Origin of the sequence: Paenibacillus borealis, assembly GCF_000758665.1 — a bacterium.
Taxonomy (GTDB): domain Bacteria; phylum Bacillota; class Bacilli; order Paenibacillales; family Paenibacillaceae; genus Paenibacillus_AQ; species Paenibacillus_AQ borealis.
Window position 1 is genome coordinate 3,326,395 of the sequence record NZ_CP009285.1, and the last position, 23,794, is coordinate 3,350,188.

A 23,794-nucleotide genomic window follows, 5' to 3' on the forward strand; every position below is an offset into this window, starting at 1 on the left:
CTCCGCTCTGGGGATCTATTTATAGCGTCCGATCCTGGATTTGACCTGGGCAAGCAGAGGTGCAGCTAGGGCTCTTGCCTTCCGGGCACCTTCACACAGGATGGCGTCGATCTGTTCCGGCTCTGCCATTAACTCATGGTATTTCTTCCGGGGCTCCTCCAGTGCAGCATTGATCACCTGAAACAGCTCCTGCTTGGCCTCGCCCCAGCTGATGCCGCTTAGATATTGGTTCCTGAAATCCTGTACTTGAGCGGGAGCCGCAAACTCTTTGTACAGCAAGAAAATATTAGACGTATCCGGGTCTTTCGGCTCCTGGGGAGGCGTAGAGTCCGTTTTGATTTTGCTGATCAGCTTCTTCAGGTTCTCTGGTGTTTCGAACAGCGGAATCGTATTATTGTAGCTTTTGCTCATTTTTCTCCCGTCAAGGCCAGGGATGACCGCTGTACTCTCATCTACCATATAATCAGGCAGCTTGAAGGTATCTCCATAAATGCGGTTGAAGCCTTCGGCAATATCTCTGGCGATCTCCACATGCTGAATCTGGTCTTTACCGACAGGAACCTTGTCTGATTGAAACAGCAGAATGTCCGCTGCCATCAGAACCGGATAAGTGAACAGGCCCATATTGACTCCGGTATCCGCATCCACGCCTAATTGAATATTTTGTTCATGAATGGCTTTGTACGCATGGGCACGGTTCATCAGACCTTTGGAGGTCAGGCAGGCCAGAATCCAGCTCAGCTCGAAGATCTCCGGCACATCAGACTGTCTATAGAAAATCACCCGGTCCGGGTCCAGTCCCAATGCCAGCCATGTGCCTGCAATGCTGTAAGACAGATGATTAAACTCTTCTCTGTCCTGAATGAAAGTTAATCCATGATAGTCAGCGATAAAATAAAGTGAAGTACAATCACCGGCCCCGGCGAGTTGCAGTGCAGGCTTGATGGCACCGATGTAATTCCCCAGATGGACTTTGCCTGTAGGCTTAATTCCGGTTAATACAATTTCCTTGCTCATGTTATCCCTCCGTTTATAAAAATCAAAAAGGGGTCCTCTCATCCTGAAAAGGACGAGAAAACCCCGTGGTACCACCTTAATTAGCCCGGATTGTGATCCGGACCCGCTTGAACGTATCGCGACAAACACTATATGTCTGAATACGCGTCTCTTGTAACGATGAGACTTTCGCCAAAGCCTACTTCCTGAAGGTTCGGTTTGGATGCTCAGAAGCCCACTTCGGCATAATCCCTACACTGATTCGCAGCGATCATCAGCTCTCTGGAGTATTCGTTATGCGTACTCTCTTCGTCATTGCATAGTTGTATAAAATTGTATTACTGTATTTTTACAACATCTATGGGTGAATGTCAATTGGCAGGGCTTCCTTAGTGAAGTGCCGTCAGTTTGTATTCAAGAACTTACATGCAATATATCATGGTGGAATAATGTATTTCATTGTAATGTTTGTAAGTGTATTTAAAGAAGAAATGGGGGGAGCCATGGGAATAGAATATAGAAAAATAAGTGAGTTCGGGCGGGGAACACTCTTTGAACTATTGAAAGACGCCTATGCCATTGATTGCCGGTATGAGCAAAGCTGCCTTGCTGAATGGCGGGATTTTGACAACTTTTTCTTTGATAATCTGCAAATTGCCGATAAATACGGGTTCATCACAACGCTACACGGTGAAGCCATCGGCTTTGTTTCCTGGGACCCGAGGAACCTGCCTGAGGTTGCGGAAATAGGCCATAACTGCATTGCTTCAGCACACAAAGGTAAGGGTTACAGTAAAATGCAGCTTCAAGAAGCAGTGAATAGAATCCTCCACAATGAAGTCCGGAAAATTATTGTAACGACGAATGATGATCTAATCCCCGCCCGGCGGATGTATGAGAGCATCGGATTCACCCTGTCGCGCAGAAGACCGAATAATCATATTGCCGGACTGGACGGCGAGCACTTGGATTATGTATATTTTGTATAAAATCTGGAGGTACATAGAATGGAAGTTACGTTAAGTACAGCGGTAGTGGAAGATGCGCCAGCGATTCATGAAATGCAAACCCGGGCATTCATGCCTCTGCTCGAGAAATATCAGGATCATGAAACGAACCCGGCCAATGAAACTGTGGAGAGAGTGGCGGAACGGATCAATCAGGCTTCTGTAGATTATTACATCATCCGGTATGCCGGTGTCGCGGCAGGCAGTATCAGAGTCAAAAAGACAGATGAGCAGAAATATTGGCTCGGCCAAATATTTATCTTGCCGGAATATCAAGGCCAAGGCATAGCCCAGCAGGTGTTCGCCCAGATCGAGAAAATCTATGCTGACGCTACAGTCTGGGGGCTGGCTACCATCATGCAAGAGGAAAGGAACTGCTACCTGTATGAGAAGCTGGGTTACAGAAGAACGGGTGAGACCAAAGAGATCAACGACAAGCTGACTTTGTGTTTTTATGAAAAAAAGCTTATTTAAGGCTCACATTATAAAGCTATATAATGCTGTATATATTGCAACTTTGATTTCATAAATACCTAAGTTTTCGAGGGGATTGTTGTATGAAATGCAGGATTTGTCTCTTTCAGCGGCTTGGAGGAGGCGGAATGCTGCATTCCGTACAACAATTTTCGATTATGGATGTTTTAGGGAGGAGAATGTTGCATTTTGTGCAGGATTGTAAATAGTAATAGATATAGACAGGTGCTTGACAAGCCGATTAATAAAAAGTAAAGTGATAATATAAAATATCTTAACTTAAAGATAATATTTGACCTAATATCTTAAAGTAAAGATATATAGGCTATATTAGTTGCTACTCAAATAAATCAAAACAGGAGTGAATTCAAATGAACAAACAAACTATGGGCATTCATCATATCACCGCAATAGTCGGCCATCCGCAGGAAAATATGGACTTTTATGCAGGCGTGCTGGGACTCCGGCTGGTTAAGCAGACTGTTAATTTCGACGATCCGGGAACGTATCACTTCTACTTCGGCAATAATGGCGGCAAGCCGGGGACTATTATTACTTTCTTCCCTTGGGCAGATGCGTATCAGGGTAAAATTGGCGGGGGGCAAGTCGGCGTTACTTCATATGTGATTCCGGCAGGGGCGATGGCTTTCTGGAGAGAAAGACTGACGAAGTTCGAGGTTGCTTTTACCGAAATGGAGCGGTTTGGCGAGCAATACCTGGAATTCGATGATCCGCATGGTCTGCATCTCGAACTGGTGGAACGTGAGGCTGGAGAGCTTAATGAATGGACCTTCGGCGGAGTAACGCCAGAGGTTGCGATCAAAGGCTTCGGCGGTGCGACACTGCTGTCCACACATCCGGAGCAGACTGCTGAGCTGCTGGAGAAGGTGATGGGACTTACCTTCGTAGGACAGGAAGGCGACATCGCCCGTTACCGTTCGGCTGCGGATATCGGAAATGTGGTTGAACTGAAGGTTACTGCGGTACAGCGCGGTGAAATGGGTGTCGGCACCGTGCATCATATCGCCTGGAGAGCGAAGGATGACCAGGATCAGCTTGAATGGCAGGATTATGTGCATGATAATGGATATGGGGTAACGCCAGTTCAGGACCGGAATTATTTCAACGCCATCTACTTCAGAGAGCATGGGGAGATTCTGTTTGAAATCGCCACTGATCCTCCGGGCTTCGCCCATGACGAAACACCGGAAACGATGGGCAGCCACCTGATGCTGCCGGCGCAATATGAGCCGCACAGAGAACAGCTTGAACAGGTGCTGCTGCCGTTCACTATAAGAGAATTAGGTTAATCCAGCTCCAGAGAAGGGGATGTTATGATGATTTCAATTGATCCACAGCACAATACCGAGCGGGACAATTATAAGCTTCTGGTTGGGAGCATTATCCCGCGGCCGATTGCTTTTGTCACGACGATGTCGGAGGAGGGGATCTTAAACGGTGCGCCGTTCAGCTATTTCAACATTGTATCCTCTAACCCGCCAATGATCTCTATTTCGATTCAGCATGCTGCGGGCCAGTCCAAGGATACCGCGCGGAATATTAAGCAGACGAAGGAGTTTGTCGTTCATATTGTGGATCAGCAGAATGTCGGGCAGGTAAATATCACCGCAGCGCCCCTGCCTCCGGACCAGAGTGAGATTTCTTTAGCCGGACTGACGCCTGTAGACAGCCTGCAGATTGCTGTTCCGGGGGTTAAAGAAGCGAAGGTGCGGATGGAATGCCTGCTTGAGCATTGTGTGGAGCTGCCTAATAATGACCTGATTATCGGCAGGATTGTACAGTTTCATATGGATGAGGATATCTACGAACAGGGAAGAATTGATCCGGTAAAATTAGGGGCGGTAAGCCGCCTGGCGGGGAATAATTATGCGGGGGTTGGTGAGATTTTTACGATCGAGCGGCCGGTGTAAGAGCATATAGGTACAACAAAACCCTGGCGGAAGCGCCAGGGTTAATTATGTATCGGGAAGTATTGCATACAAAGAAGTAATATGCTAAAGTTAAAGAACTGTCGACTTTTTTGAAAAACGAACATAGGTATGTCATCTTATTTATATCTTAATTATAGCAAAGAGACATCCGGTTTGTCAACCCGCCAGTTTGGGGCTTTTTCAGCGGGAAAGATAAGGGAAGTGTATGGCACGGAGTATTCAGATTCTTATCCTTCAAGAAAAGGGAGTGTTCGGGTGATGGAGAAGATAAGCAGCTGGGAGCAGGAACAGGAGTGGCTGGAGCAGGTAAAGGAAAAGCTGAAATTGGGGATCGCAAACCTGGAGCCGGAGGTTGGCCGGTTAAAGGAGCAGGCCACAGACATCCGCAAAAGATTCTGGGAGGAGGTTACGGTCAATACGAGCACGGAGGAGGATTTTGAAGAGTCCTTTTTCACAATTACGCAGCAGAATGCCGTGTTATCCGAGCGGGAACGCAGTCATGCCCGGAAGCTGCAGCAATGGAAGAATATGAAACGGCTGCTGCCCTCGCCTTATTTCGGGCGGATTGATTTCCGCGAGGATGGCCAGAATGCTGAAGAACAGGTATATATCGGAGTTTCTTCCTTCATCGATGAGGATGGCCTGAGCTTCGTAGTCTATGACTGGCGGACTCCAATTGCGAGCCTGTACTACGATTATCCTCCGGGAAAAGCCGCTTTTGATACACCGGGAGGACGGATCACCGGAACGATGGAACTGAAGCGGCAGTACCAGATTCGTGAGGGTCAGCTTCAGCATCTGTTCGATTCGAGTGTAACGATTGTAGATGAACTGCTGCAGCAGGTGCTTGGCAAGGGTGCAGACTCACAAATGAAGAGCATTGTCGCCACGATTCAAGCGGAGCAGAACGCGATTATCCGCAATGATACCAGCCGGATGCTTATAGTGCAGGGAGCGGCGGGCAGCGGTAAAACATCAGCAGCGCTGCAGCGCGTAGCCTACCTGCTATACAAACACCGCGAGCGGCTCACGGCGGATCAGATCGTGCTGTTCTCACCTAACCCGATGTTCAACAGCTATGTGTCTACTGTTCTTCCGGAGCTGGGTGAAGAGAATATGCAGCAGGTAACCTTTCAGGAATATCTGGAAACGTGGCTGGGTCAGGATTACCGGATAGAAGATCCGTTTGATCAGATGGAATATGTGCTGACCAGGCAGACAGACCGCGGATATCAAGCCCGCCTCAAGGCCATTGAATATAAGGCATCGGAAGCCTTCCTCCGGGCACTTCAGGGCTATGTGCAGTGGCTGAAGCAGGACGGCATGCTGCTTAACGATATTTGCTTCCGGGACCGTGTGTTAATATCGGGGGAGCAGATCAAAACAAAACTTTACAGTTATGATCCGTCAATTCGTCTGCCGAACCGCGTTACTCTGGTGCAGAAATGGCTGCTGGAAGAGCTGGCCAGACTGCAGAAAGAGGAGCAGGGGGCGTCCTGGGTACAGGAGGAGATGAATTATCTCGATAATGAGCAATTCGCTAAAGTGTACGGAATGCTGCACAGGGAGAAGGGGGTGTTTGACTTTGCCGAGAAATACCTCCGGCTTCAGGAAATGCTGGTGCACAAGCGCAGTTTGGATGAGGGAGACTTTGATTTTGCCGAACGGGAGGAAGAGCTGCTGGGCGAGATGATCGTGAAGGAGCAGTTCAGACCGCTGAGACGGGGAATCAAGCGGTTCACCTTTATCGACATGAACGGGTTATACCGCCAGCTGTTCACTGATGAAGAAGCCTACAGGGAAATGACAGGTGATGCGGAGGTGCCGGAGCTTTGGCCTGATATCTGCGGACAAACCAAGGATAAGCTGGGCGGAAATGAACTCTTTTATGAAGATGCGACACCGTACCTGTATTTAAAAGAACTGATTGAAGGTGTCCGGACGAACACGCAGGTGCGGCATATATTCGTGGATGAAGGCCAGGACTATTCCATGTTCCAGTATGAATATCTCCGGAAGCTGTTTCCCCGTGCCCGTATGACGGTCCTCGGTGATTTCGGCCAGGCGATCTTCACGCAGGCAACGAATCTGTCGGGTGTGGGTTCACCGCTGGTTCAGCTGTATGGAGAGGCGGAGACTACGCAGTATCAGCTGGTCCGCAGCTACCGCTCGACGTTTGAGATTGTGGAGTTCACGAAGCCGCTGTTGCCCGGCGGTGAGGCGATTGTCCCTTTTGAGCGGAGAGGCAGGAAGCCCGTCTTGACTAAGCTGGAGAGCAATGAGATGAAGGCGGAACGCATCGTGCAAGATGTTGCTAAGCTTCAGGCGGATGGATACACTTCCATTGCTGTAATTACGAAGACTGCGGCTGAGAGCGGAGAGGCCTATGCGTCTTTGACCGCCGGAGGGGCTGCCGGGCTGCTGCACATTACCAAGAACACTCCTGCATTTAAGAAGGGGGTACAGGTGATTCCTGCCTATCTGGCCAAAGGCGTGGAGTTCGACGCTGTGCTGATCTACGACGCCTCCCCGCAGAGCTACACCCGTGAAAATGAGCGCAAGCTCTTTTATACCGCTTGTACACGGGCCATGCACATGCTGCTGCTGTACACGACAGGGGAATGGACGCCGTTTGTCGATGGGGTAGACCCGGCACTGTATGAACTGGAGGAGCACTGAACGCAGGTAGACCCTGGAAATTTATTGAATGGAGTAGAGGCATGCTTATTTCCAGTCATTTGAATAGGTATAGACAGACGATTCTTGAGCTCCCGGAAGATAAAATGCTGTCCAAAGCAGAATTGTTGGCCAGTGACTTGCTGATGCAGCGCAGCGGAATGCTTGAAATGTTCTACGCACCGCATAATGAGTATGTCAATCCTGCCGCCAAAGTAGTGATTATCGGAATACGCCGGGGTGGACACAAATGAGAATAGCGCTGCAAGCAGCAAAGGCTGGCTTTAAGGCAGGGTTGTCCGATGAGGCGGTGTGCAGACAGGCGAAAGAAGAAGCCGGCTTCGCCGGAACGATGAGAACCCATTTAGTTGAGATGCTGGACGCGCTTGAACTGCACCGTTATCTGGGCATCGGGTCCAGCGGGGATTTGTTTCAGGATCACCATGAGCTGCTGCACACCACGTCTCTGCTGCGGTTTCCGGTATTTGTGGCGGGGAATAATTATAACGGGACCCATCCCAGTCTGCGGACCAACCCTTTTCTAAACCGGACGGCCTTAAGCTCATTGCAAGATGAACTCAGTCTCATGAATCAGCCGTTAATCATACCTCTGGGCAAAAATGTTGAGCAGGTGCTTCAGCAGCTTGCAGCGGACGGGGGGCTGGATGCACGAGACTGTCTGTGGGGATTCCCTCATCCGTCAGGTGCCAATGGGCATAGACATAAGCAGTTTGCCAGCCATCAGGAGTCTATGCGAAGTAAGATACGTGCGCTTACTGGTCAGTAAGGAATGATCAGAAAGCCATTGATGAAAATTAAGATGACCAGTTTGACCGGCTGCGCTGCAGCCGGTTTTTTGTTATTAGGAAATTAGGATACTAGAGATAGTTGAATTATCACCACTTGCTCATGAACGGAGGAGTCCTTGCCAAGCAACAGTTGGAGATTCAGCACTTATTAGGCTGCAAAATGCATTTTTCCAACTACTTGAAAGCTGTCCCGGTCTCAGGCAAAAGGGAATATTGACAATGAAGTATGGTTACACTAAACTGTAACTAATACATTAAACTGTAACATGAACACTATACTGTATATATGACTCGACAAGAAGGGTGATTACTATGAATACGTACACTGCGAAGCAATTGGCCGAAGTGCTGCAGAACGAAGACCCGCAAATGAATTTACGGACGGTTAGATATTACACGCAGATTGGTATGCTCCCCCCGCTTGAACTGGTTGGCAATAAGCGGACGTATACGGATAACCATCTGCATTATTTACGCGCCATCCTCGTTTTGTCCAAGAGTGGTGATACACTCTCATCGGCCCAGGAGAAATTAGCGGGTCTGCCGATAGACGAAGTGATTAAGATTGGAGACAACCTGCGTATGTATCAATCAGACCAGATACTCCGGAACGAAACGCATATTGTCAGTGAAGATGTGGTTCTCTCGGTGAGTTCGCGTATCTCTCCAGAGCTGAAGGTGAAGATGATCGAAAGCGTTACCCGGTTACTTGAAGAGGAGGGACACGCATGATGCAAGTCCGTTATGCCAAATCTGCCATTGAAAATGAAGAAGGCATGAATCATCTCTGGATTCAGATTGCTCCGCCGTGTCCAGTCCAGAATATCCGCGTGCAGATTACTCTGCCGGCAGGACTTCACCGGACGCAGAATCTAAATGATGCTCCGGAGGATAGCGCCGGGGTGATCTCTGTTCTTGAGCCGCTGGCTGCAACGGATCTGTTCATCGAGATCTTTACGCGGGAGCCAATACCCTGCGGGATGCACTATATTACTGTTGAACTGTCATACAAAGACGGTGCAGGATCTGTCATCAGTATCAGGCAGACGATCCCGCTTAGGGTCGTATCTGATGAAGAGTCCGGAGCTATTCATACCGATGAGGAAGTGGTGCGCAGAATTAAAGAACTGCATCTGCTGCCAGGCAGCGGTGAGATGAATGGATATACCGAATACCCTCCGGCCAAGCTGATCAGAATTGACTCCAGCCATGTGTCAGAATGGGAGAAGAAGTACCGCGTCGAAGGGGCAATGGGATAATAGTTGCTTACGTGTAAATAGCCATATGGCAGGAATATCTTAAATCATTCCCGGCATATGAACGGTCCTTAAACACCGGTATGATTAAGCTGATCCGGAATACATAAGGGGAGCGGGATTATGAAAACGAAATTGCCATTAGGGAACGGGTGTATGAACGTGAAACTGAAGAATCCCAGGAGTTCGTCTGTCCGGTTTGTAATGGAACGGGAAGAAAGAAAGGAGCCAACGGACAAATTGCCGTTGGCTCTAAAAGTTTTCGCACCCGATAAGGTGAATTGAGTGAATTAGTTAAGCTCAGAGGGGATGGGAAGCGGAATTAGTTGGATTTCCTCCACTTGCTGATGAACGAATGGCAGCATCTAAACCAACAGTTGGAAAAACAACACTTAAATCTGCCCATTTCATCCACAGTAGCGAAACTAACTATATTAGATGCTGTTTTTCCACTTGCTTCCGTATATCCTACAGAAATGGGCTAATTAAGATATCTTTATCCACTTGTTTGCCGCTGAAGAGGGAATTCAGGGGTAAAAGTGCACCTGATTCTGGTGGAAGTTGGCTGTTGCAACCGTTGGGAGCTCTGCAAGCTTCCTCCCCGCCTGTTGGCTGTATCTCCTCATTGACCCGCGTTGGTGCCAGGAGAAGAGAGGTTATGTTTCGGCTGTTAAACCGGCTGCTGGCCGTAAGCGGCAGCTCTTAAGGATTCATGCTGTTCCACAGCGCCTGGAAAGCGCCGGATTCGACCTCGAAGAATACCGGAGCCGTGCCGTAGCGTACCAGTCCCTGGCCGAACAGGGTCAGCTCCACCCGGGCTTTGTCATCCAACTGCAGGTAGATGATTTTGCGGTCCTCGCTGTCATAGATGCCTTGCTCCATCAGCGGCTCTGCTGCCAGTGGTTTGGCAGTTTGAAGTGCCGTCAAGAAGCCGTCAAGCGCTTCGCCGCCTGGGAGCGGCAGGTACTGCTGCTGGCCGTTGTTCCAGCTGCTGAAGCTCTCCCACTGGGCGGATGCGATGCGGCCTTCCAGATTCAGCTTGCCAAACAGATCCGCTCCGCTGTTTATAGTAATGCCATTCGTATGCTCGTACAGATCAGCGTACACCTGGCCGTCAATCTCTGTATAGGACATCACCAGGAACCCGGAATCGTAACCCTTCACAGTGTAGATATCCGCTTCGCCAATGTTGGAGGCCAGCTCGATATATTCATCCTTGCCGCTCCATTCATCGATGCCGCCGGTCGTCCGGCCCAGCTGCTCACCGCGCAGTGCTGCGGCATCAGCCGCTTCGATGCGGGTCGCCGCCTGGGTATAGATATTGCCTTTATACACGATTAGAGCGACCATACTTGCTGCAACCCCGGTAGTTTTATCCGGCAGTTCTATCTTGGGAATGACGATCCCGGCGGAGGTACCCGCAGCGGGCGTGCCCGGATTCACTTGGGCCACCTGATCAGAGCCTGCGGTTCCATTAAGCTGCTGCCACAGATTAGGGCCGGCCAAGCCGATCCCGGCGGCAAGCAGTACGCTTGCCGCAACATAGACCATTTTACGCGGACGGCGTTTCTGCTCCATTTTATTGACCAATCCCTGCTTCATTGTTTCACTCGATTTCATTGCATCCACCGCTTTCTTGTATGTTGTCCGAAACTGTTCTTCCTTCATTCCGGTTCCGCTCCTTCCAGCTCCAGTTTTAACAGCTGCCGTCCCCGCTTGAGTCTCATCTTCACGGCAGACTCGCTGATTCGCAGAATCCTGCTGATCTCCTGGATGGGGTAATCCTCGTAATAGTACAGATGAATCACAGTCTTATACTTCACCGGCAATGCCAGCACGAGCTGCATGACCGCCATATCCTCGGGGTTGTCGGCCGTAACCGGCTCTATACCCTCCAGCTTGACCTCGCGCTTGCGCCAGCCTCTGCCCAGCAGATTGTTACAATGGTTGGTGATTACCCGGATCAGCCATGCTTTCTGATGTTCGTCATCTTTGAACGCGGGTGCTTTCTCCATTAGCTTGATGAAGGTGTCCTGAGTGGCTTCTTCGGCATCCTGGCGGCTGCCCAGATGAACCAGGGCAATCCGGAACAGCATATTGGCGTAGATTTCGTAACTCCTGATCACATGATTGCCCGGCCGGGTCATGGGTTGCTGCATGAGGCGATGCCCTCCTTTACCTATAACACCCTTAAGGACGGCATTTGGTCACATTTTGTTTCCGGAAAATTTATTTGGGTTGTATTACCGGCCATGAAGTGAAATAGAACAGGGGATGGGGAAGTCCTAAGACTTCCCCATCCCCTGTGTTAGCGGTCATATGAAGCGGCCACTCGTTCAGCCGCTTATCTGTTTCAGGATGCTTTTCCTACTCCGGGGTTCCTTGGGTCACCCCATGCACATAGGTCTGCCAAGGGGAATCCAGCGCCCCCTGACCCGGGTTATAGGTAAAGAAGTATTCCACGGTATCGCCTTGCTGGAGGTTATTTACCGCATAGGTGTAGTTGCCGTTGCCTGTGGAGGTCATGGCCACGTTCTGTTGTCCGCCGTTGTTGATTTTGTAATGCAGATCAGCGAAGGTTGCGCCGTTCACATAGAACAGCAGGTTATTGCCTGTTTTCTTCAGGCCGCGCACCTGATCCCCAATAACAATTACAGCAGGAGGCGGAGACACAACGGTAATTGTACTGGTGGCAGTTTTGTTGCCGTCCGCCGTTGTGGCCGTAACGGTTGCTGTACCCGGGGCAAGACCGGTTACGAGACCATTCTGGTTCACGGATACGGTACTGCTGTTCGAAACGCTCCAGACAACCTGTTTATTAGTCGCACCAGACGGCGCCACATTGGCAGTTAACTGGACGCTCTGTCCGGCCTGCACCTGGGCGGTGGCAGGCGTTACGGAGACGCCGCTAACCGGAACGTTACCGGGGTTGCCGGGATTTCCCCCGCTGCCTTCCTTATAGACCCGCACATAATCTACCTGCATCGTTGCCGGGATATCGGATGGAGCGGGGGAGAGCCCGCCGTCGAAATGTCCGCCGACCGCCAGATTCATAATCAGGTAGAAGGGCTGGTCGAAGGGGGCATTCGGATTGTTCGGTGCCGCCACAGAATACCATTGATCTCTCGTGACTTTGAAGAAGAATTTGCCGTCTACATACCATTTCACATTATCTTCTTCCCAGACCATGGAATAGACATGATAATCGTTCGCGAAGGTCTGCCCCTCAGGGAAGTGATATTCGCCGGCGATATACCGGTTCACAGGCCATTGTCCGCCGAAGTGAACGGCGCCGCTGGTTGTGCCGGGCAGACGTCCTTTGGCTTCCATGATATCAATCTCACCGGATGCGGCCCATGCCCCGTAAGCGGCATCTTCCGGAAGCATCCACAGTGCAGGCCAGATCCCATTGCCTGTAGGCAGCTTAGCCCGAATGTCCACCCGTCCGTACTGGAAGGACAGATGATCTTTAGTGTTGATTTTGCCGGAGGAGTATTGTGCATACCGGCTCGGGTCCTGCGGGAAGGATTTCGGCTCGTTCACAGCCTTGATATTGAGCTGTCCGTTCTGGACAAATACATTCTGGGTACTGTTGGTATAGTGCTGCAGCTCCGCATTGCCCCAGCCCCAGCTGTTAGGGTCGTTAGTGATATAGTAACCCTGCTCATAATTCCATTTGCCGGTGTCGAGTGCAGTGCCGCTGAACTCATCCTGCCAGATGAGATTCATGCCTGCTACGGCCGGGTCTGCCGGTGTTCCGAGTGTAATATCTTCATGGTCACTCTCATCGGGACGCGGGGCATTTGGATTGCCGGTAAAGGTGTAATAGACATAATTGCTGCCGACGTTTCCGCCTGCCTGCCCGTTTAACGGATAGCCGATGCGGATTTCCATATTGACCTGGATGGGCTGGAACCACAGTCCATAGATATAATCGGCAAAGTAGCCCCACTGGTTGGCAGCGGACAGATTGTTATAGCCGTTACCGGCGTAGACGAATCCGCTCTGGCCGGAATTGCTCAGATCCACCCACTCGCTGCCCACTTTGATCTGATAGACGAATTTGCTAAGCTCGCTGCCAACCGGTGCTCCTCCATCGATCTTAGGGAGGGGGAAGCCGATGGAGCCGCTGTTATCTGCGGTATAAGCTGTGCCGTCGTATGCCGAGATGACATATGAATTTCTGACAGGCTGATTGAAGGTGATGGTATAGATAAGACTGGCGGAAGAGGTCTTGGATGCCAGCTTGACATTGATCGATTCCGTAACGGTGAACCAGTAGCCTCCGCCGCCATCGGTGAACTGGCCGAAGTTGCTGTCATAGATCCAGCCGCTGGCTGCATTGTTGTCGATATCAATCCATGTGCTGCTGTTGACTGGTTTCACATATACCTTCAGATCATCCGCTACGGCTTCATACGTCAAGGCCGGATCATTGTTGAAGGTAGGATAGGTAAAGCCTGCGCTGCCTGTAAAGCCTGCTGTAATCTGCGGCCCTTGTGTAGGCGCCATAGCTGAGATGGTAGTCTTGTTCAGGCTCTGAAAAACAAGTGTGTAATTGAGCGTAACCGCGCTATTAGCCTTGGAGTACAGCTGGATTTCAGTCGTAGCAGAGAGCGTGAACCAGTAGCCGTTCATGCCGCCGTCGCTCCAGTGGCCCCAGTTCTGGTTGTAGACATAGCCGCCTGCGCTGTCGATGTCTATCCAGTTGCCGCTGACCTTCACTTTGACTCCCACATCATCCGACACATCACTCCAGGTAGCGGAGCCTCCGTTGAACACTGGCATCACGAAACCGTAGCTCGCTTGTCCTACGCCCGATTTGGAGATAACCGGACCGTCTGACGCTGAGAAATAAGACATGGAGCTGACAGTGACCCCCGCTGCTGCTGCTGTCTGAATTCTCGAAGCAGGCAACAGGCCGATGCCGGACAGCATCACCAAGACCAGGAACAAACTCAATACCTTCTGCTTAAATCCGCTATCCGTAAGGTGAAATCGTTTCATACTTGCCCTCCTTTTAATTAATGGATAAGAAAGGAACCGCTTACATGAGAGAACATCTTTATTCTATCGAATCTTATATACCGCTAAAAGAGACAATCCTTTTTGTTATGACCCAATTTTTTGGCTTTTGATCCTGTGGCTTTATTCTGGCAGCGTAACCTCCTGTTTACAGGACGGTATCCTGGTAATCGCCCTCTCTGCCCTGCCTGCGGCGCATCAGCTGACGGTATTCAGTGGGCTGCATATGCATCACATCCCGGAAGGCCCGTGTGAAGCTTTTGTAGCTTTCATACCCGACCATGGAGGCGATCTCAACAATCTTATGATCCGTGTCGGCCAGCAGGCGCCGGGCTTTATCCAGACGCACATCACGCAGGTATTCGGCGAAACCTTTGCCGATATTCTTCTTGAACTGGTTGGAGAAATAGGCGTAGTTCAGCGACACATGGTTGGACACCATCGCGAGATCCAGCGGCTTGTGGTAATTCTCGTGAATGAAACGGATGGCTTCGTTCAAGTCCTGCGAGTTACGGTAGCTGCACTTGTATTCATAATAAAATTGGTTCAGCCGGAGCAGCAGCTGCTGCAGCGCCTGAATATAATCGCGGATGCCCGGATAGTCGAACAGGCTGCGCAGAGAGTCTAAATCCAGCGCTTCTTCCCCCATATATGGACGGATCACACGCTCATATTCCTCCATCATCTGGACCACGGCGCGGCATAGCTGCTGTGTGTACCGGATGTGATAGCGCTGCAGCACATCCTTGTGGAAGAGGCTGGAGATGCCTTGGGTGATTCTGCCGCTGTTCTTGGTGCCGGTCAACTGGAACAGGGCATACAGCTCCTCATGGGGCAGCTCCCATTGCTGCTCCAGCCGCTCAATATGCACGGGCAGGAGGCAGAGCTTATCCGGAAACAGGAAGCTGTGACGGTGCAGCTCCATGACTTGCACGTAGCTGCCGGGTAAGTCCGCTAATCCCTGCTGCGGGCCCGTCATCGCTGTAATGGCCTCGATTTGCTCTGCTTTGAGCGCAGCGGGGAAGACTCCCGGATCTACGGCTGCATCAACTGCCAGGATCAGGTACGGGCGGTGCTGGAGACAGATACAAGCCTGTCTGCCAAAGACACGGTAAGCAATAGATTCTATGCTATGGCTGCTGCTGGTACCCGGCTGGTTAATCCAGAGCTCCTCGCGCAGCAGGCAGAGCCGGTAGCTGCGCCACAGCTCTGCGTTCTGCCGCTCAGTCTCTTCAATCCACGTTTCATCTCCCGCTGCGCCTTGCATATACATGCGCAGCTCCTTACGGTCCGTCTCCCGGGCGCGGCGGGACAACTGCTCGAAGTTGCGGGAAAGCGACAATCTCGTCTGAATTTCCTGCCAGACATGCTCAACCGAGGACTGCAGATCCTCCCGTTTCACAGGCTTGAGCAGATAGCCTTTGGCCCCAAGCTCAATGGCCCTCTGGGCGTAAGCGAAATCGCTGTACCCGCTAATAATGAGATAATCAACCTTAATGCGTTCCTCTTTGGTCTGAGCCATTAGCTCCAGTCCATCCATATCAGGCATCCTGATATCGGTAATGACCAGCTGGATGTTATGTTGACGCAATAGTTCCAGTGCCTCAATTCCGCTTGCAGCGCTGTAAATATGGTCTAGCTGCAGAGGGAACTGGCGCAGCATAGCCTGCAGGCCATCGCGGATATGCTTTTGATCGTCCACAACCAGAATATTAATCATACCTACCATCCTCCAAGATTCACATTTTCCCAAGGCAGCCGTATGGTTACACAGGTATAGGCGCTCTGCACGCTGTCAATCCACAGACCGCAGCCCGTGCCGTAATGCAGCTGCAGGCGCTTATGCACATTTTCCAGCCCCAGCCCGTTTTTGCTCGTAATAATCGGCCGATCCGATTCACCCCGCAGCACTGACTGGAGACTGGCCAGCATTCCCGGATCAATGCCTAAGCCGTCATCGCGGATCTCAATTAGCAGCAGGCTTTCATTCTCCACCCGTACAGTAATTTGAATATGTACACTGCCTCCTGAAGGGGCTGCATGGTGCACGGCATTCTCAACGATAGGCTGCATGCACATTTTGGGGATCGTATAGCGCTGCACCTCCGGGGGAAGACCGGCCGACAACTCTATGTTTCCGCCTTCCATGAAGTTAATGAACCGGATATAGCTGTGGATGTTGGCAAGCTCTTCACTGAGGGCAACCGTATCGCTGCGCCATTGCATGCTATAACGCAGCAGTGAGCCTAAAGAGACCAGTGCACCTGCAATTGCCGGCTGCTGCTGGACCTCCGCATGCATCCGGATTGACTCCAGGGCGTTGTACAGGAAATGGGAGTTGATCTGTGAGTGCAGGGAGTGGAGCTGTGCATTCTTGGCGATTAGCTGTTTATCGACCACCTGTGTCATCAGATGCCGGATTTCATCCAGCATATTATTATAGCTGACGGCCACATAATCGATTTCGTCACCGGTTTCGTTAGCGCCGAGTCCCGTATCAATCTTCGCATCCAGCTGCCCCCTGCGTACCTTTCGCATGGATACGAGCACCTTCTCCAGCCGCCGGAATATACGCCGGGTCATCTGTGAAACGAGCAGGAGCATGAGCAGCAGCACACATGAGGTAATGGCTATTACGAGCAGGTACCAGTTCCGCGGGCCTTGCATCAATGCCTGACGGGAGGCGATATCGACCACATAGGCGTTGAGCGGGGCGATGTAGCGGTACAGCGCGTAGTAGGTCTGATCCCCGGAGTGGATCTTAACCGGATTATTCTGCTGCAGCACATCCAGCTGTTCATGAATCAGGCTAAGAATGCCGTCCAGCTTCTCCCCGGCATTCTGCGGGAACTCATGCCCCGGATTGTAGACATTCCGGAAAGCACTTGTTCCGTCCATTACAACCGTGAAGAAATCTCCCCCGGTATCCTCCAGCAGATCACTGAAAATTACATTGTGTTTGGCGCGGATTTCCATAATGGTGGGGAGCTTCTGCTGCTGGCCCTGAAGCCGCACCAGCCTGTAGTAGGATAATGTATCCTCACCATCCTTAAAGGCGAATAAGCGGAAGGCAGCCCCGCCTTCATCCCGGAGTGTCATCCAGTAATCCTGCGGCCAGAACTTGCTATAATGATAGATTTCAGGCCAGATTTCGTATACATCCGGGTTATCGACATAGAAGCTCAGCTCACTGATCATCTCATGGCTCTGAATGATATTATGCATCTGCTCATATTGGTTTTGCTTGAATTTCACGAGCTCCAGGCCATCCCCGCGCATATTGGAATGAATGAAATCCACAAATGCCTTCTGGGTGAGCGCAGTAGAGGAAGCGTTCTCAAGAATATCCATCCGGCTGCGTAGCCGTTCGTTCAGCCGCGTTACATGATTGCTTCCCTCAGCCATAGCTTCCTTGTAGAGCTGGCTTTCCTGTGTGCGGATGAATAAAAAGGAGACCACAATGGCTGGGATGGCAATCATCAGGCTGAAGGACAGAAACAGCTTGGTTGAGATGCGGGAATTCCGGTAGAGCTTCCTTAATGTTGTCAGTAAATACTTCATCTCAGAACCCCTCCCATCCCTGTAATATACCATATATTACAAACCGGCTGGTAGGTAATAAGGCGTTGCAGCTATAAGGGGAGACCCCAAAAGCAGGGAATACCGGCCGCCATTCCGGCCGCCGGCATAGTTCAAGATATTATTCCGCCATTTTGGCTTTGCGTGCATCCAGCTCAGTCTGGCGGTATTCCTTCACCTGCGCGAAGCCATAGCTGTCGCGGCGGGACAGGAAGCTCTCGAAGATTTTGTCAAAAGCAGCTTCGTCCTTGGCCGTAATCAGCTCAGGCAGCACTTCCTCCCAGTTCTGGGAGATACGCGCCCAGGCCACCGCTACATCCGAATCGCCAAGCGGGTCCAGCCCTTTGTAGATGCCGCTGTCAATATCGGCCTGTGCGTTGGCGAAGTCTTCCATCTGCTTGATCACAGGCGCTTTCTCCGGTCTCCACTGGTTAACGATGACAGGATTGCGCATCATCCAGTAGGTATCCAGAATGCCGTATTCCTTCTCCAGCTTCTCGATATTGCTGCCCAGCATGTCAACGAATTCAGTCTTCAGCTGCGGTTTGCCGTCCACCGTATCCCAGGTTTCGCCTTCCTTGCCGAGGAACAGGTCACGCTGGCCTTCTTCACTGGCGAGGTAGGTCAGGAAGCGGATCGCCCGTTCCGGGTTCTCGGTCGATTTGCTGATCATGGTCACCATCCAGCCGTCCATGTTGCCGGGGAACAGCTTGGCGCTGTCGCCCTTACTATTCTGCGGCCCGTCGACTGCGATATAGTTGGAATCCGGGTTAGCGCCCGCAGCCAGCATCGGATTGACAGCCGTCATGCCGGTCCATTCGCGGATCATCATGAAGTAACGTGCGTTGTTCGTTTTCTCTTCCACCTGGGTATCGGAATCCACCAGGAAATCTACGTTAATCAATCCGCGCTCGTAAGCGGTACGGAAGGTTTTGAGCCAGGCGATATAATCCGGATCGGTCACCCGGTCATATACGCTGCCGTCTTTCTCATACGGAACGGCCAGCAGATTCTGCAGATATTCCGTCATCCCGTAAGGGACATTCCCCTGGGCGAAGAAGGGGCTCATAGGCTGACCCTTGTACTCGGAATACTTATCCTTCAGCAGCTGCAGCGCACCCAGGAAGCCCTCCGGGGTACTGAGGTCCGGACTGCCCATTTCCTCGTACAGATCTTTGCGGACCAGGAAGGTCTGATTGGCGGCTGTCATGCCGGTCTCGTGCATCAGGTTGGGGCTGTAGGAGTCATTCGGAATACCATACGTGTTGCCGTTCTCCTGGCGGTACCATTTCAGCGTACCATCACCTGCTACCTTGTAGAAATACGGATCATATTGATCGGCCAATTCATTGAGGGCATAGACATGATCGCCTTCCCACAGTTTTTTGACAGCGGTTTCCCAAGAACCCATAGAGATGAGGTCCGGCAGCTTACCTGAGGTCATCATTAGAGTAATTTGCTCGTTTGCTTCACCGGAAGGGACCTCAAGCTTGACATTGACACCCGTTTTCTCCGTCACATATTTGGAAGCAAGGCTCTCGCCCCAGGAGTGTGCATACCAGTTCGCTCCGACAAACCAGGTTAAATCGACAGGGCTGGTATCGAGCTTCCAGGCGGGTTCATCAGGATTCTGAGTGGCTTCTGCCTGAGGCGCCGGTGTAGTATCGGCCTGCGGCGCAGTTGTGGGTGCGCTTTCCTTATTGGCGGATTTGCTGCTGCATGCGGCCATAGTTAACGTCAGGATTACAGCCAGAATCATGGCTAAGACGGGTTTAACAGATTTTCTTTTCACAGCATAATCATCCTTTCTGTATGGGTGTAGAAGTCTTCATGACGGCTAGCCTTTAATTGCACCTATCATTACACCTTTGACCAGATAGCGCTGGATAAAAGGGTAGAAGATAAGGATAGGCAGCGTAGCCACCATCATGGAGGCGAATTTGATCGAATTGCCGGGTAATCTTGCGCCGAATTGCGCCATCGCCTGCTGCTGCATGAAGGACATGGAGTTCTCGGCAATGATTTTGTACAGCATGGTCTGCAGCGGCAGCAGCTCCTGGGAATGGATATAAATGACGCCCTGGTAATAATCATTCCAGTGATAGACCGCTGAGAAGAGTGAGATGGTGGCGATAACGGCCATGCTGTTGGGCAATACAATCCGGAACAGAACGCCATAGTCCGAAGCACCGTCGACCTTGGCTGATTCCTCCAGGCTGTCGGGAATGGTGCGGAAGAAGCTCATGAATATAACCATATTAAAAAAAGTATACATGGACGGGATGATGAATACCCAGAAACTATCATACAGGCCCAGCTTCGTCATGAGAATAAAGGAGGGAATCAGTCCGCCTGAGAACAGCATCGTAATCAAAGAGATTTTGAGATACAGCTTGCGCCCCATCAGATTGGACTTGCTCATTCCGTAAGCTACGATAGCGGTGAAAAGCACATGTACCACAGTCCCGATTATCGTACGCATAGTTGTGATGTAGAAGCCGTTCATCAGCGTTTTATCATTAAATGCAACACTGTAGCTGGCCAGCGAGAATTCTTTGGGAAACCAGTTGACGGTACCCAGCGAGGCCTGGGCCGGTGAATTCAGCGAGTTGACGAGTACAAACCACATCGGGTACAGCGTCAGAAAGCAAACTGCCAGCATCAGCAGGGTATTGCCGACCTCAAAAGCGCCAATCCGCCAGAACCTTCCGCGTCTTGCCATGAATCTGTTGTCTCCTTTCCAGGTGGAGTCGGCTTCGCCGCTCTAATCCGTTCCTTTTTAAAAAATACTGTCGCCGGTCAGCTTCTTGGAGGTTTGATTGGCCAACAGCAGCAGCCCCAGCGCTACGATTGAGCGGGCAAACAGGACGGCGGTGGAGAAGGAGTGCCGCCCGGAGACAAGCCCCATGTTGTAGATGTAGAGATCCAGACTTTCCGCCATCTTCATATTCATGTTGTTCTTCAGCATGAAGATCTGCTCAAAGTTGCTGCCGAGGATCCCGCTGACCGCGAGAATGAACAGAATAGCGATCGTGGGCCGGATGCTCTGTACGGTAATATGCCACATCCGCTGCCAGCGGTTCGCGCCGTCCAGCTCGGCTGCTTCATACAGCCCCGGATCAATGCCGGCTATGGCCGCTATGTAGATAATGGCGCTCCAGCCGGTTTCCTTGAGCGTATCGGTGAAAAAGGTAATCCACCAGAAGTACTTAGGGTCGCTGTTAAACAGGATTTCCCGGTCCTGGAACCCGAGCGCCATCATCAGCTGGTTAACTACACCGCCCTCACCCAGCCAGTTGAGTGCGATTCCGCCAAAGATCGTCCAGGCGATAAAATGGGGCAGGTAGGAGATCGTCTGCACCGTGCGCTTAAACCGGAGGCTCCGGATTTCATTAAGCAGCAGGGCAAACATAATGGGGATCGGAAAACCAAGTACGAGCTTAATCGTACTCATCCCGAGGGTATTGCGGATCGAGCGCCAAAAACGGTCATCCGTCATAAAATCCTGAAAATGCTTCAGCCCGACAAACGGCGACTCCAGCATGGGCTTCGCGATGCTGAAGTCCATAAAGGCAATGATCAGCCAAAACATAGGGATATAACAAAAGATGAACATCCAGATAATGCCCGGTATTACCATGCTTTGCAGCTGCCACTGTCTAACAAGCGCTTTCATTTGTTCCGTTCTGTATTGGAACATGTGCTGTGCCCCCTTCCTCTTTCATCGTATGAGAAAAGGGTTGAGGAAAAAAGGCCATGATTATTGACCCTATCCCAATTTTTTGGATTCCACCCACCGGCCCTGGAAATTAAGTATGCTGTGATTAAATGAAGGGAGTGTGCGAAGGATGAACAAGCTTGTATGGGAGCAGGATTTCCTGAGCGGAAATGCGGATTTGCAGCGCTGGAATATCCGCCTGGGCAACGACTTATTAGACAATGACGGCAAACCGGTGTATCCGGGATGGGGCAATGGGGAGCAGCAGTTTTATACGGGGAATCCGGGGAATCTGTCTATCGGAGAGGATGGCCTGCAGCTGTGTGCACGCCGTGAAGCTATAGAACAGGACGGGCGTAGCTTTGCATATACCTCGGCCCGTCTGGACACAAGGGACCAGTTCTCTTTCTGCTACGGCAGACTGGTCGTGCGTGCCAAGCTGCCGGTAGGGCAGGGAATCTGGCCCGCCATCTGGCTGCTTCCGCAGGATCAGGCTTACGGGCCCTGGCCGGCCTCCGGGGAGATCGATATTCTGGAGGCGAAGGGACGTCTGCCCCGGCAGATTGCGGGCACTCTGCACTATGGAGCGGATCTTGCGCAGAAAGTGGTCGAAGAGTTCACCTATGAACTTGAGAGCGGAACGATTAATGAATTCCGGGAGTATGCGCTGGAATGGGAGGCCGGTTCTATGCGCTGGCTTGTCGACGGGCATTGCTTCGCGGAGCGGAGTCTGGAGCCGGGGGTGATGCCCTTTGATCAGCCTTTTTATCTGCTGCTTAATCTTGCAGTGGGCGGCTGGTATGACAATGTGGCGGTGGACGAAGCTGCGCTGCCGGCGGTGATGACGGTGTCAAGCATCCGGCTGTATCAGAGTTGAGACGGCAGCTTATCTTAGGTACATGCAAACAGGAGGAATGCAGCCAAGGCGGCCATTCCTCCTGTTTGCTGCGATTACTTGTCGCTGAACTCCTCAGATTCCGGCAAACATATCTTTCAGGTTATCCCAGTGGGCGGCAACCCAATTATTTTCGTGGCGGAATCTGATGAGCGGTGTGAATTCATCCTTTTGGGGAACGGCAATCCATTCGGCTTCCTTCCACCAGGTCAATTTAATGGAACGGATCAATTTGTCCACGGTTAACGGGTTGTATTCACGGTAGCCTGTCACAAAGGCATGGACCCGGTCCAGCCGGAGCTGGTCGCCTGATAATGCACAGGACAAGATGGGGCGTGATATATCGAACTCCGGGTACACGAAATGCAGTCTGTCGAAGTCAAGGATAGCCGCTACCTCATCCGCGCTGAACAGAATATTATCCACGAACAAATCCCAGTGCCCCCAGCCCCGCTCGCAGTCTGCAAAAATACCGGTATCCATTCCATCAATAATTCTCCGCTGAATCTCCAGCGCCGCAACCGTTTCGTCACACTGTGCAGTGGTGGCCTGAAGATATCTTTTATCCCAGTTTCTCCGCATAGCTTCTGTAGTCCGGATATTCCAATGCAGCGGCAGCGGAGTCAGGTCCGTGTTCAGCAGCTTATGCATCCGGCCGACTACACTCCCAAGCGCATACATTTGCTGTTCATTTGCCGTGCCCGGCCCAATACTGTTTCCGTCACACAGGTTCATCAGCACATACCGTTCCTGCGAAGGCGTTCTTAAGACATATTTCCCCTGATGCGAAAATAACTTGGGAACCGGGATGCCCTGCAGCTGCAGCTGATCCTGATGAGTCAAAGAAATCTCAAGTCCGTCCACAAGATGCTCCGGGTAACGTATCTTGCTGTATTGCTTCACGAACAAGGGTCCGTGATCACTTTCGAGTCTCCATTTCAGATTCAGGAAACCCTGATCAATCTGCGTAGCTTCAGTAACGTGCACCCCGAAAATCTCTGAAATGGAGTCTAAAATTTCGTCCCGGATTCTAGCGGCTGTGTCGGACATACAATATCTCCTCACCTGGAAATATAAACGATGAATTTATTCAGGGTTAACACTAGTTTAATCTCTGTAATGCTGCTATATGACTTTATTTTCACCGGAGTGAGGGGATAATACAAGATAAATATATGGGGAGAAAACGCAGGGGGGACGCGGCCATTTACTGCCCGGATAGTTCAAGTTCATAGACCAGTGAATGCTGAATACAGGTGCTTAAATTTACACTGTAAAAGCTTAAATGTTGTACGTATTGCAACTTGGTTTCGCAGAAACCTGGGTGTGGGGATAGATTGTTGTATGAAATACAACAATTGTCCTGCTAATCCGCTTGGAGAAGGGGAAATGTTGCATTTCATACAA

The 23,794-nt window shown here is 51.1% G+C and carries 20 protein-coding genes and 1 other annotated feature; of the genes, 10 read left to right on the top strand and 10 right to left on the bottom strand.

What is annotated here, in order from left to right; all coding sequences use genetic code 11:
* Positions 1-15: 15 nt before the first annotated feature.
* Positions 16-1,017 carry a tryptophan--tRNA ligase gene (locus tag PBOR_RS13695; protein ID WP_042212439.1) on the bottom strand — a complete coding sequence of 334 codons (1,002 nt, stop codon included), beginning with the start codon at positions 1,015-1,017 and terminating at the stop codon, positions 16-18.
* Positions 1,018-1,062: 45 nt separating this feature from the next.
* Positions 1,063-1,321, bottom strand: a binding site (T-box leader).
* A gap of 178 nt (positions 1,322-1,499) precedes the next feature.
* Here PBOR_RS13695 and PBOR_RS13700 point away from each other — a divergent pair.
* From PBOR_RS13700 to PBOR_RS13735, 9 genes are all read left to right on the top strand, one after another.
* The gene (locus PBOR_RS13700; protein WP_042219390.1) at positions 1,500-1,985 is read left to right on the top strand and encodes a GNAT family N-acetyltransferase; all 486 of its coding nucleotides are present in this window, start codon (positions 1,500-1,502) and stop codon (positions 1,983-1,985) included.
* Positions 1,986-2,003: 18 nt separating this feature from the next.
* Positions 2,004-2,477 (top strand): GNAT family N-acetyltransferase, encoded by a 474-nt coding sequence (locus PBOR_RS13705; RefSeq protein WP_042212441.1) that lies wholly within the window; start codon positions 2,004-2,006, stop codon positions 2,475-2,477.
* A 371-nt stretch (positions 2,478-2,848) separates the two neighbouring features.
* Positions 2,849-3,787 carry a ring-cleaving dioxygenase gene (locus PBOR_RS13710; RefSeq protein WP_042212444.1) on the top strand — a complete coding sequence of 313 codons (939 nt, stop codon included), beginning with the start codon at positions 2,849-2,851 and terminating at the stop codon, positions 3,785-3,787.
* A 27-nt stretch (positions 3,788-3,814) separates the two neighbouring features.
* A complete protein-coding gene (locus tag PBOR_RS13715; protein ID WP_042219392.1) occupies positions 3,815-4,408 on the top strand; it encodes a flavin reductase family protein in 594 nt (197 codons plus the stop codon).
* Positions 4,409-4,687: 279 nt separating this feature from the next.
* Positions 4,688-7,108: an RNA polymerase recycling motor HelD gene (gene helD / locus PBOR_RS13720; RefSeq protein WP_042212446.1), complete on the top strand. Its 2,421-nt coding sequence runs from the start codon at positions 4,688-4,690 to the stop codon at positions 7,106-7,108.
* A 41-nt stretch (positions 7,109-7,149) separates the two neighbouring features.
* A complete protein-coding gene (locus PBOR_RS38065) occupies positions 7,150-7,359 on the top strand; it encodes a hypothetical protein (protein WP_245648168.1) in 210 nt (69 codons plus the stop codon).
* On the top strand, positions 7,356-7,892 hold the full coding sequence (locus tag PBOR_RS34990; RefSeq protein ID WP_245648169.1) for a hypothetical protein: 537 nt from the start codon (positions 7,356-7,358) through the stop codon (positions 7,890-7,892). Before PBOR_RS38065 ends, PBOR_RS34990 begins: the two co-directional genes overlap by 4 nt.
* A gap of 334 nt (positions 7,893-8,226) precedes the next feature.
* A complete protein-coding gene (locus PBOR_RS13730) occupies positions 8,227-8,646 on the top strand; it encodes a MerR family transcriptional regulator (protein WP_042212449.1) in 420 nt (139 codons plus the stop codon).
* Complete coding sequence (locus PBOR_RS13735) at positions 8,643-9,173, top strand: hypothetical protein (RefSeq protein WP_042212451.1); 531 nt, start codon at positions 8,643-8,645, stop codon at positions 9,171-9,173. Before PBOR_RS13730 ends, PBOR_RS13735 begins: the two co-directional genes overlap by 4 nt.
* A gap of 699 nt (positions 9,174-9,872) precedes the next feature.
* Here the strand turns inward: PBOR_RS13735 and PBOR_RS13740 are convergent.
* The 8 genes from PBOR_RS13740 to PBOR_RS13775 form a co-directional block, all read right to left on the bottom strand.
* Positions 9,873-10,838, bottom strand: a complete 966-nt coding sequence (locus PBOR_RS13740) for a hypothetical protein (protein WP_042212453.1) — start codon at positions 10,836-10,838, stop codon at positions 9,873-9,875.
* Positions 10,835-11,329, bottom strand: a complete 495-nt coding sequence (locus PBOR_RS13745; RefSeq protein ID WP_042212456.1) for an RNA polymerase sigma factor — start codon at positions 11,327-11,329, stop codon at positions 10,835-10,837. Before PBOR_RS13745 ends, PBOR_RS13740 begins: the two co-directional genes overlap by 4 nt.
* Positions 11,330-11,537: 208 nt before the next feature.
* Positions 11,538-14,177: a family 16 glycosylhydrolase gene (locus PBOR_RS13750; RefSeq protein ID WP_042212459.1), complete on the bottom strand. Its 2,640-nt coding sequence runs from the start codon at positions 14,175-14,177 to the stop codon at positions 11,538-11,540.
* A 166-nt stretch (positions 14,178-14,343) separates the two neighbouring features.
* The gene (locus tag PBOR_RS13755; protein WP_042212461.1) at positions 14,344-15,915 is read right to left on the bottom strand and encodes a response regulator; all 1,572 of its coding nucleotides are present in this window, start codon (positions 15,913-15,915) and stop codon (positions 14,344-14,346) included.
* A gap of 2 nt (positions 15,916-15,917) precedes the next feature.
* A complete protein-coding gene (locus PBOR_RS13760) occupies positions 15,918-17,756 on the bottom strand; it encodes a sensor histidine kinase (RefSeq protein ID WP_042212464.1) in 1,839 nt (612 codons plus the stop codon).
* Between the two features lie 139 nt (positions 17,757-17,895).
* Positions 17,896-19,566, bottom strand: coding sequence for an extracellular solute-binding protein (locus tag PBOR_RS13765; RefSeq protein WP_081972039.1), 1,671 nt, complete (start codon positions 19,564-19,566; stop codon positions 17,896-17,898).
* A gap of 45 nt (positions 19,567-19,611) precedes the next feature.
* The gene (locus PBOR_RS13770) at positions 19,612-20,496 is read right to left on the bottom strand and encodes a carbohydrate ABC transporter permease (RefSeq protein ID WP_042212466.1); all 885 of its coding nucleotides are present in this window, start codon (positions 20,494-20,496) and stop codon (positions 19,612-19,614) included.
* Between the two features lie 57 nt (positions 20,497-20,553).
* Positions 20,554-21,474, bottom strand: coding sequence for an ABC transporter permease (locus PBOR_RS13775; protein WP_042212468.1), 921 nt, complete (start codon positions 21,472-21,474; stop codon positions 20,554-20,556).
* A gap of 148 nt (positions 21,475-21,622) precedes the next feature.
* Between PBOR_RS13775 and PBOR_RS13780 the strand changes: the two genes are divergently transcribed.
* On the top strand, positions 21,623-22,369 hold the full coding sequence (locus PBOR_RS13780) for a glycoside hydrolase family 16 protein (RefSeq protein ID WP_052429470.1): 747 nt from the start codon (positions 21,623-21,625) through the stop codon (positions 22,367-22,369).
* A gap of 93 nt (positions 22,370-22,462) precedes the next feature.
* Here the strand turns inward: PBOR_RS13780 and PBOR_RS13785 are convergent, their stop codons facing one another.
* Positions 22,463-23,437: a phosphotransferase gene (locus PBOR_RS13785; protein ID WP_042212471.1), complete on the bottom strand. Its 975-nt coding sequence runs from the start codon at positions 23,435-23,437 to the stop codon at positions 22,463-22,465.
* Between the last annotated feature and the right edge of the window lie 357 nt (positions 23,438-23,794).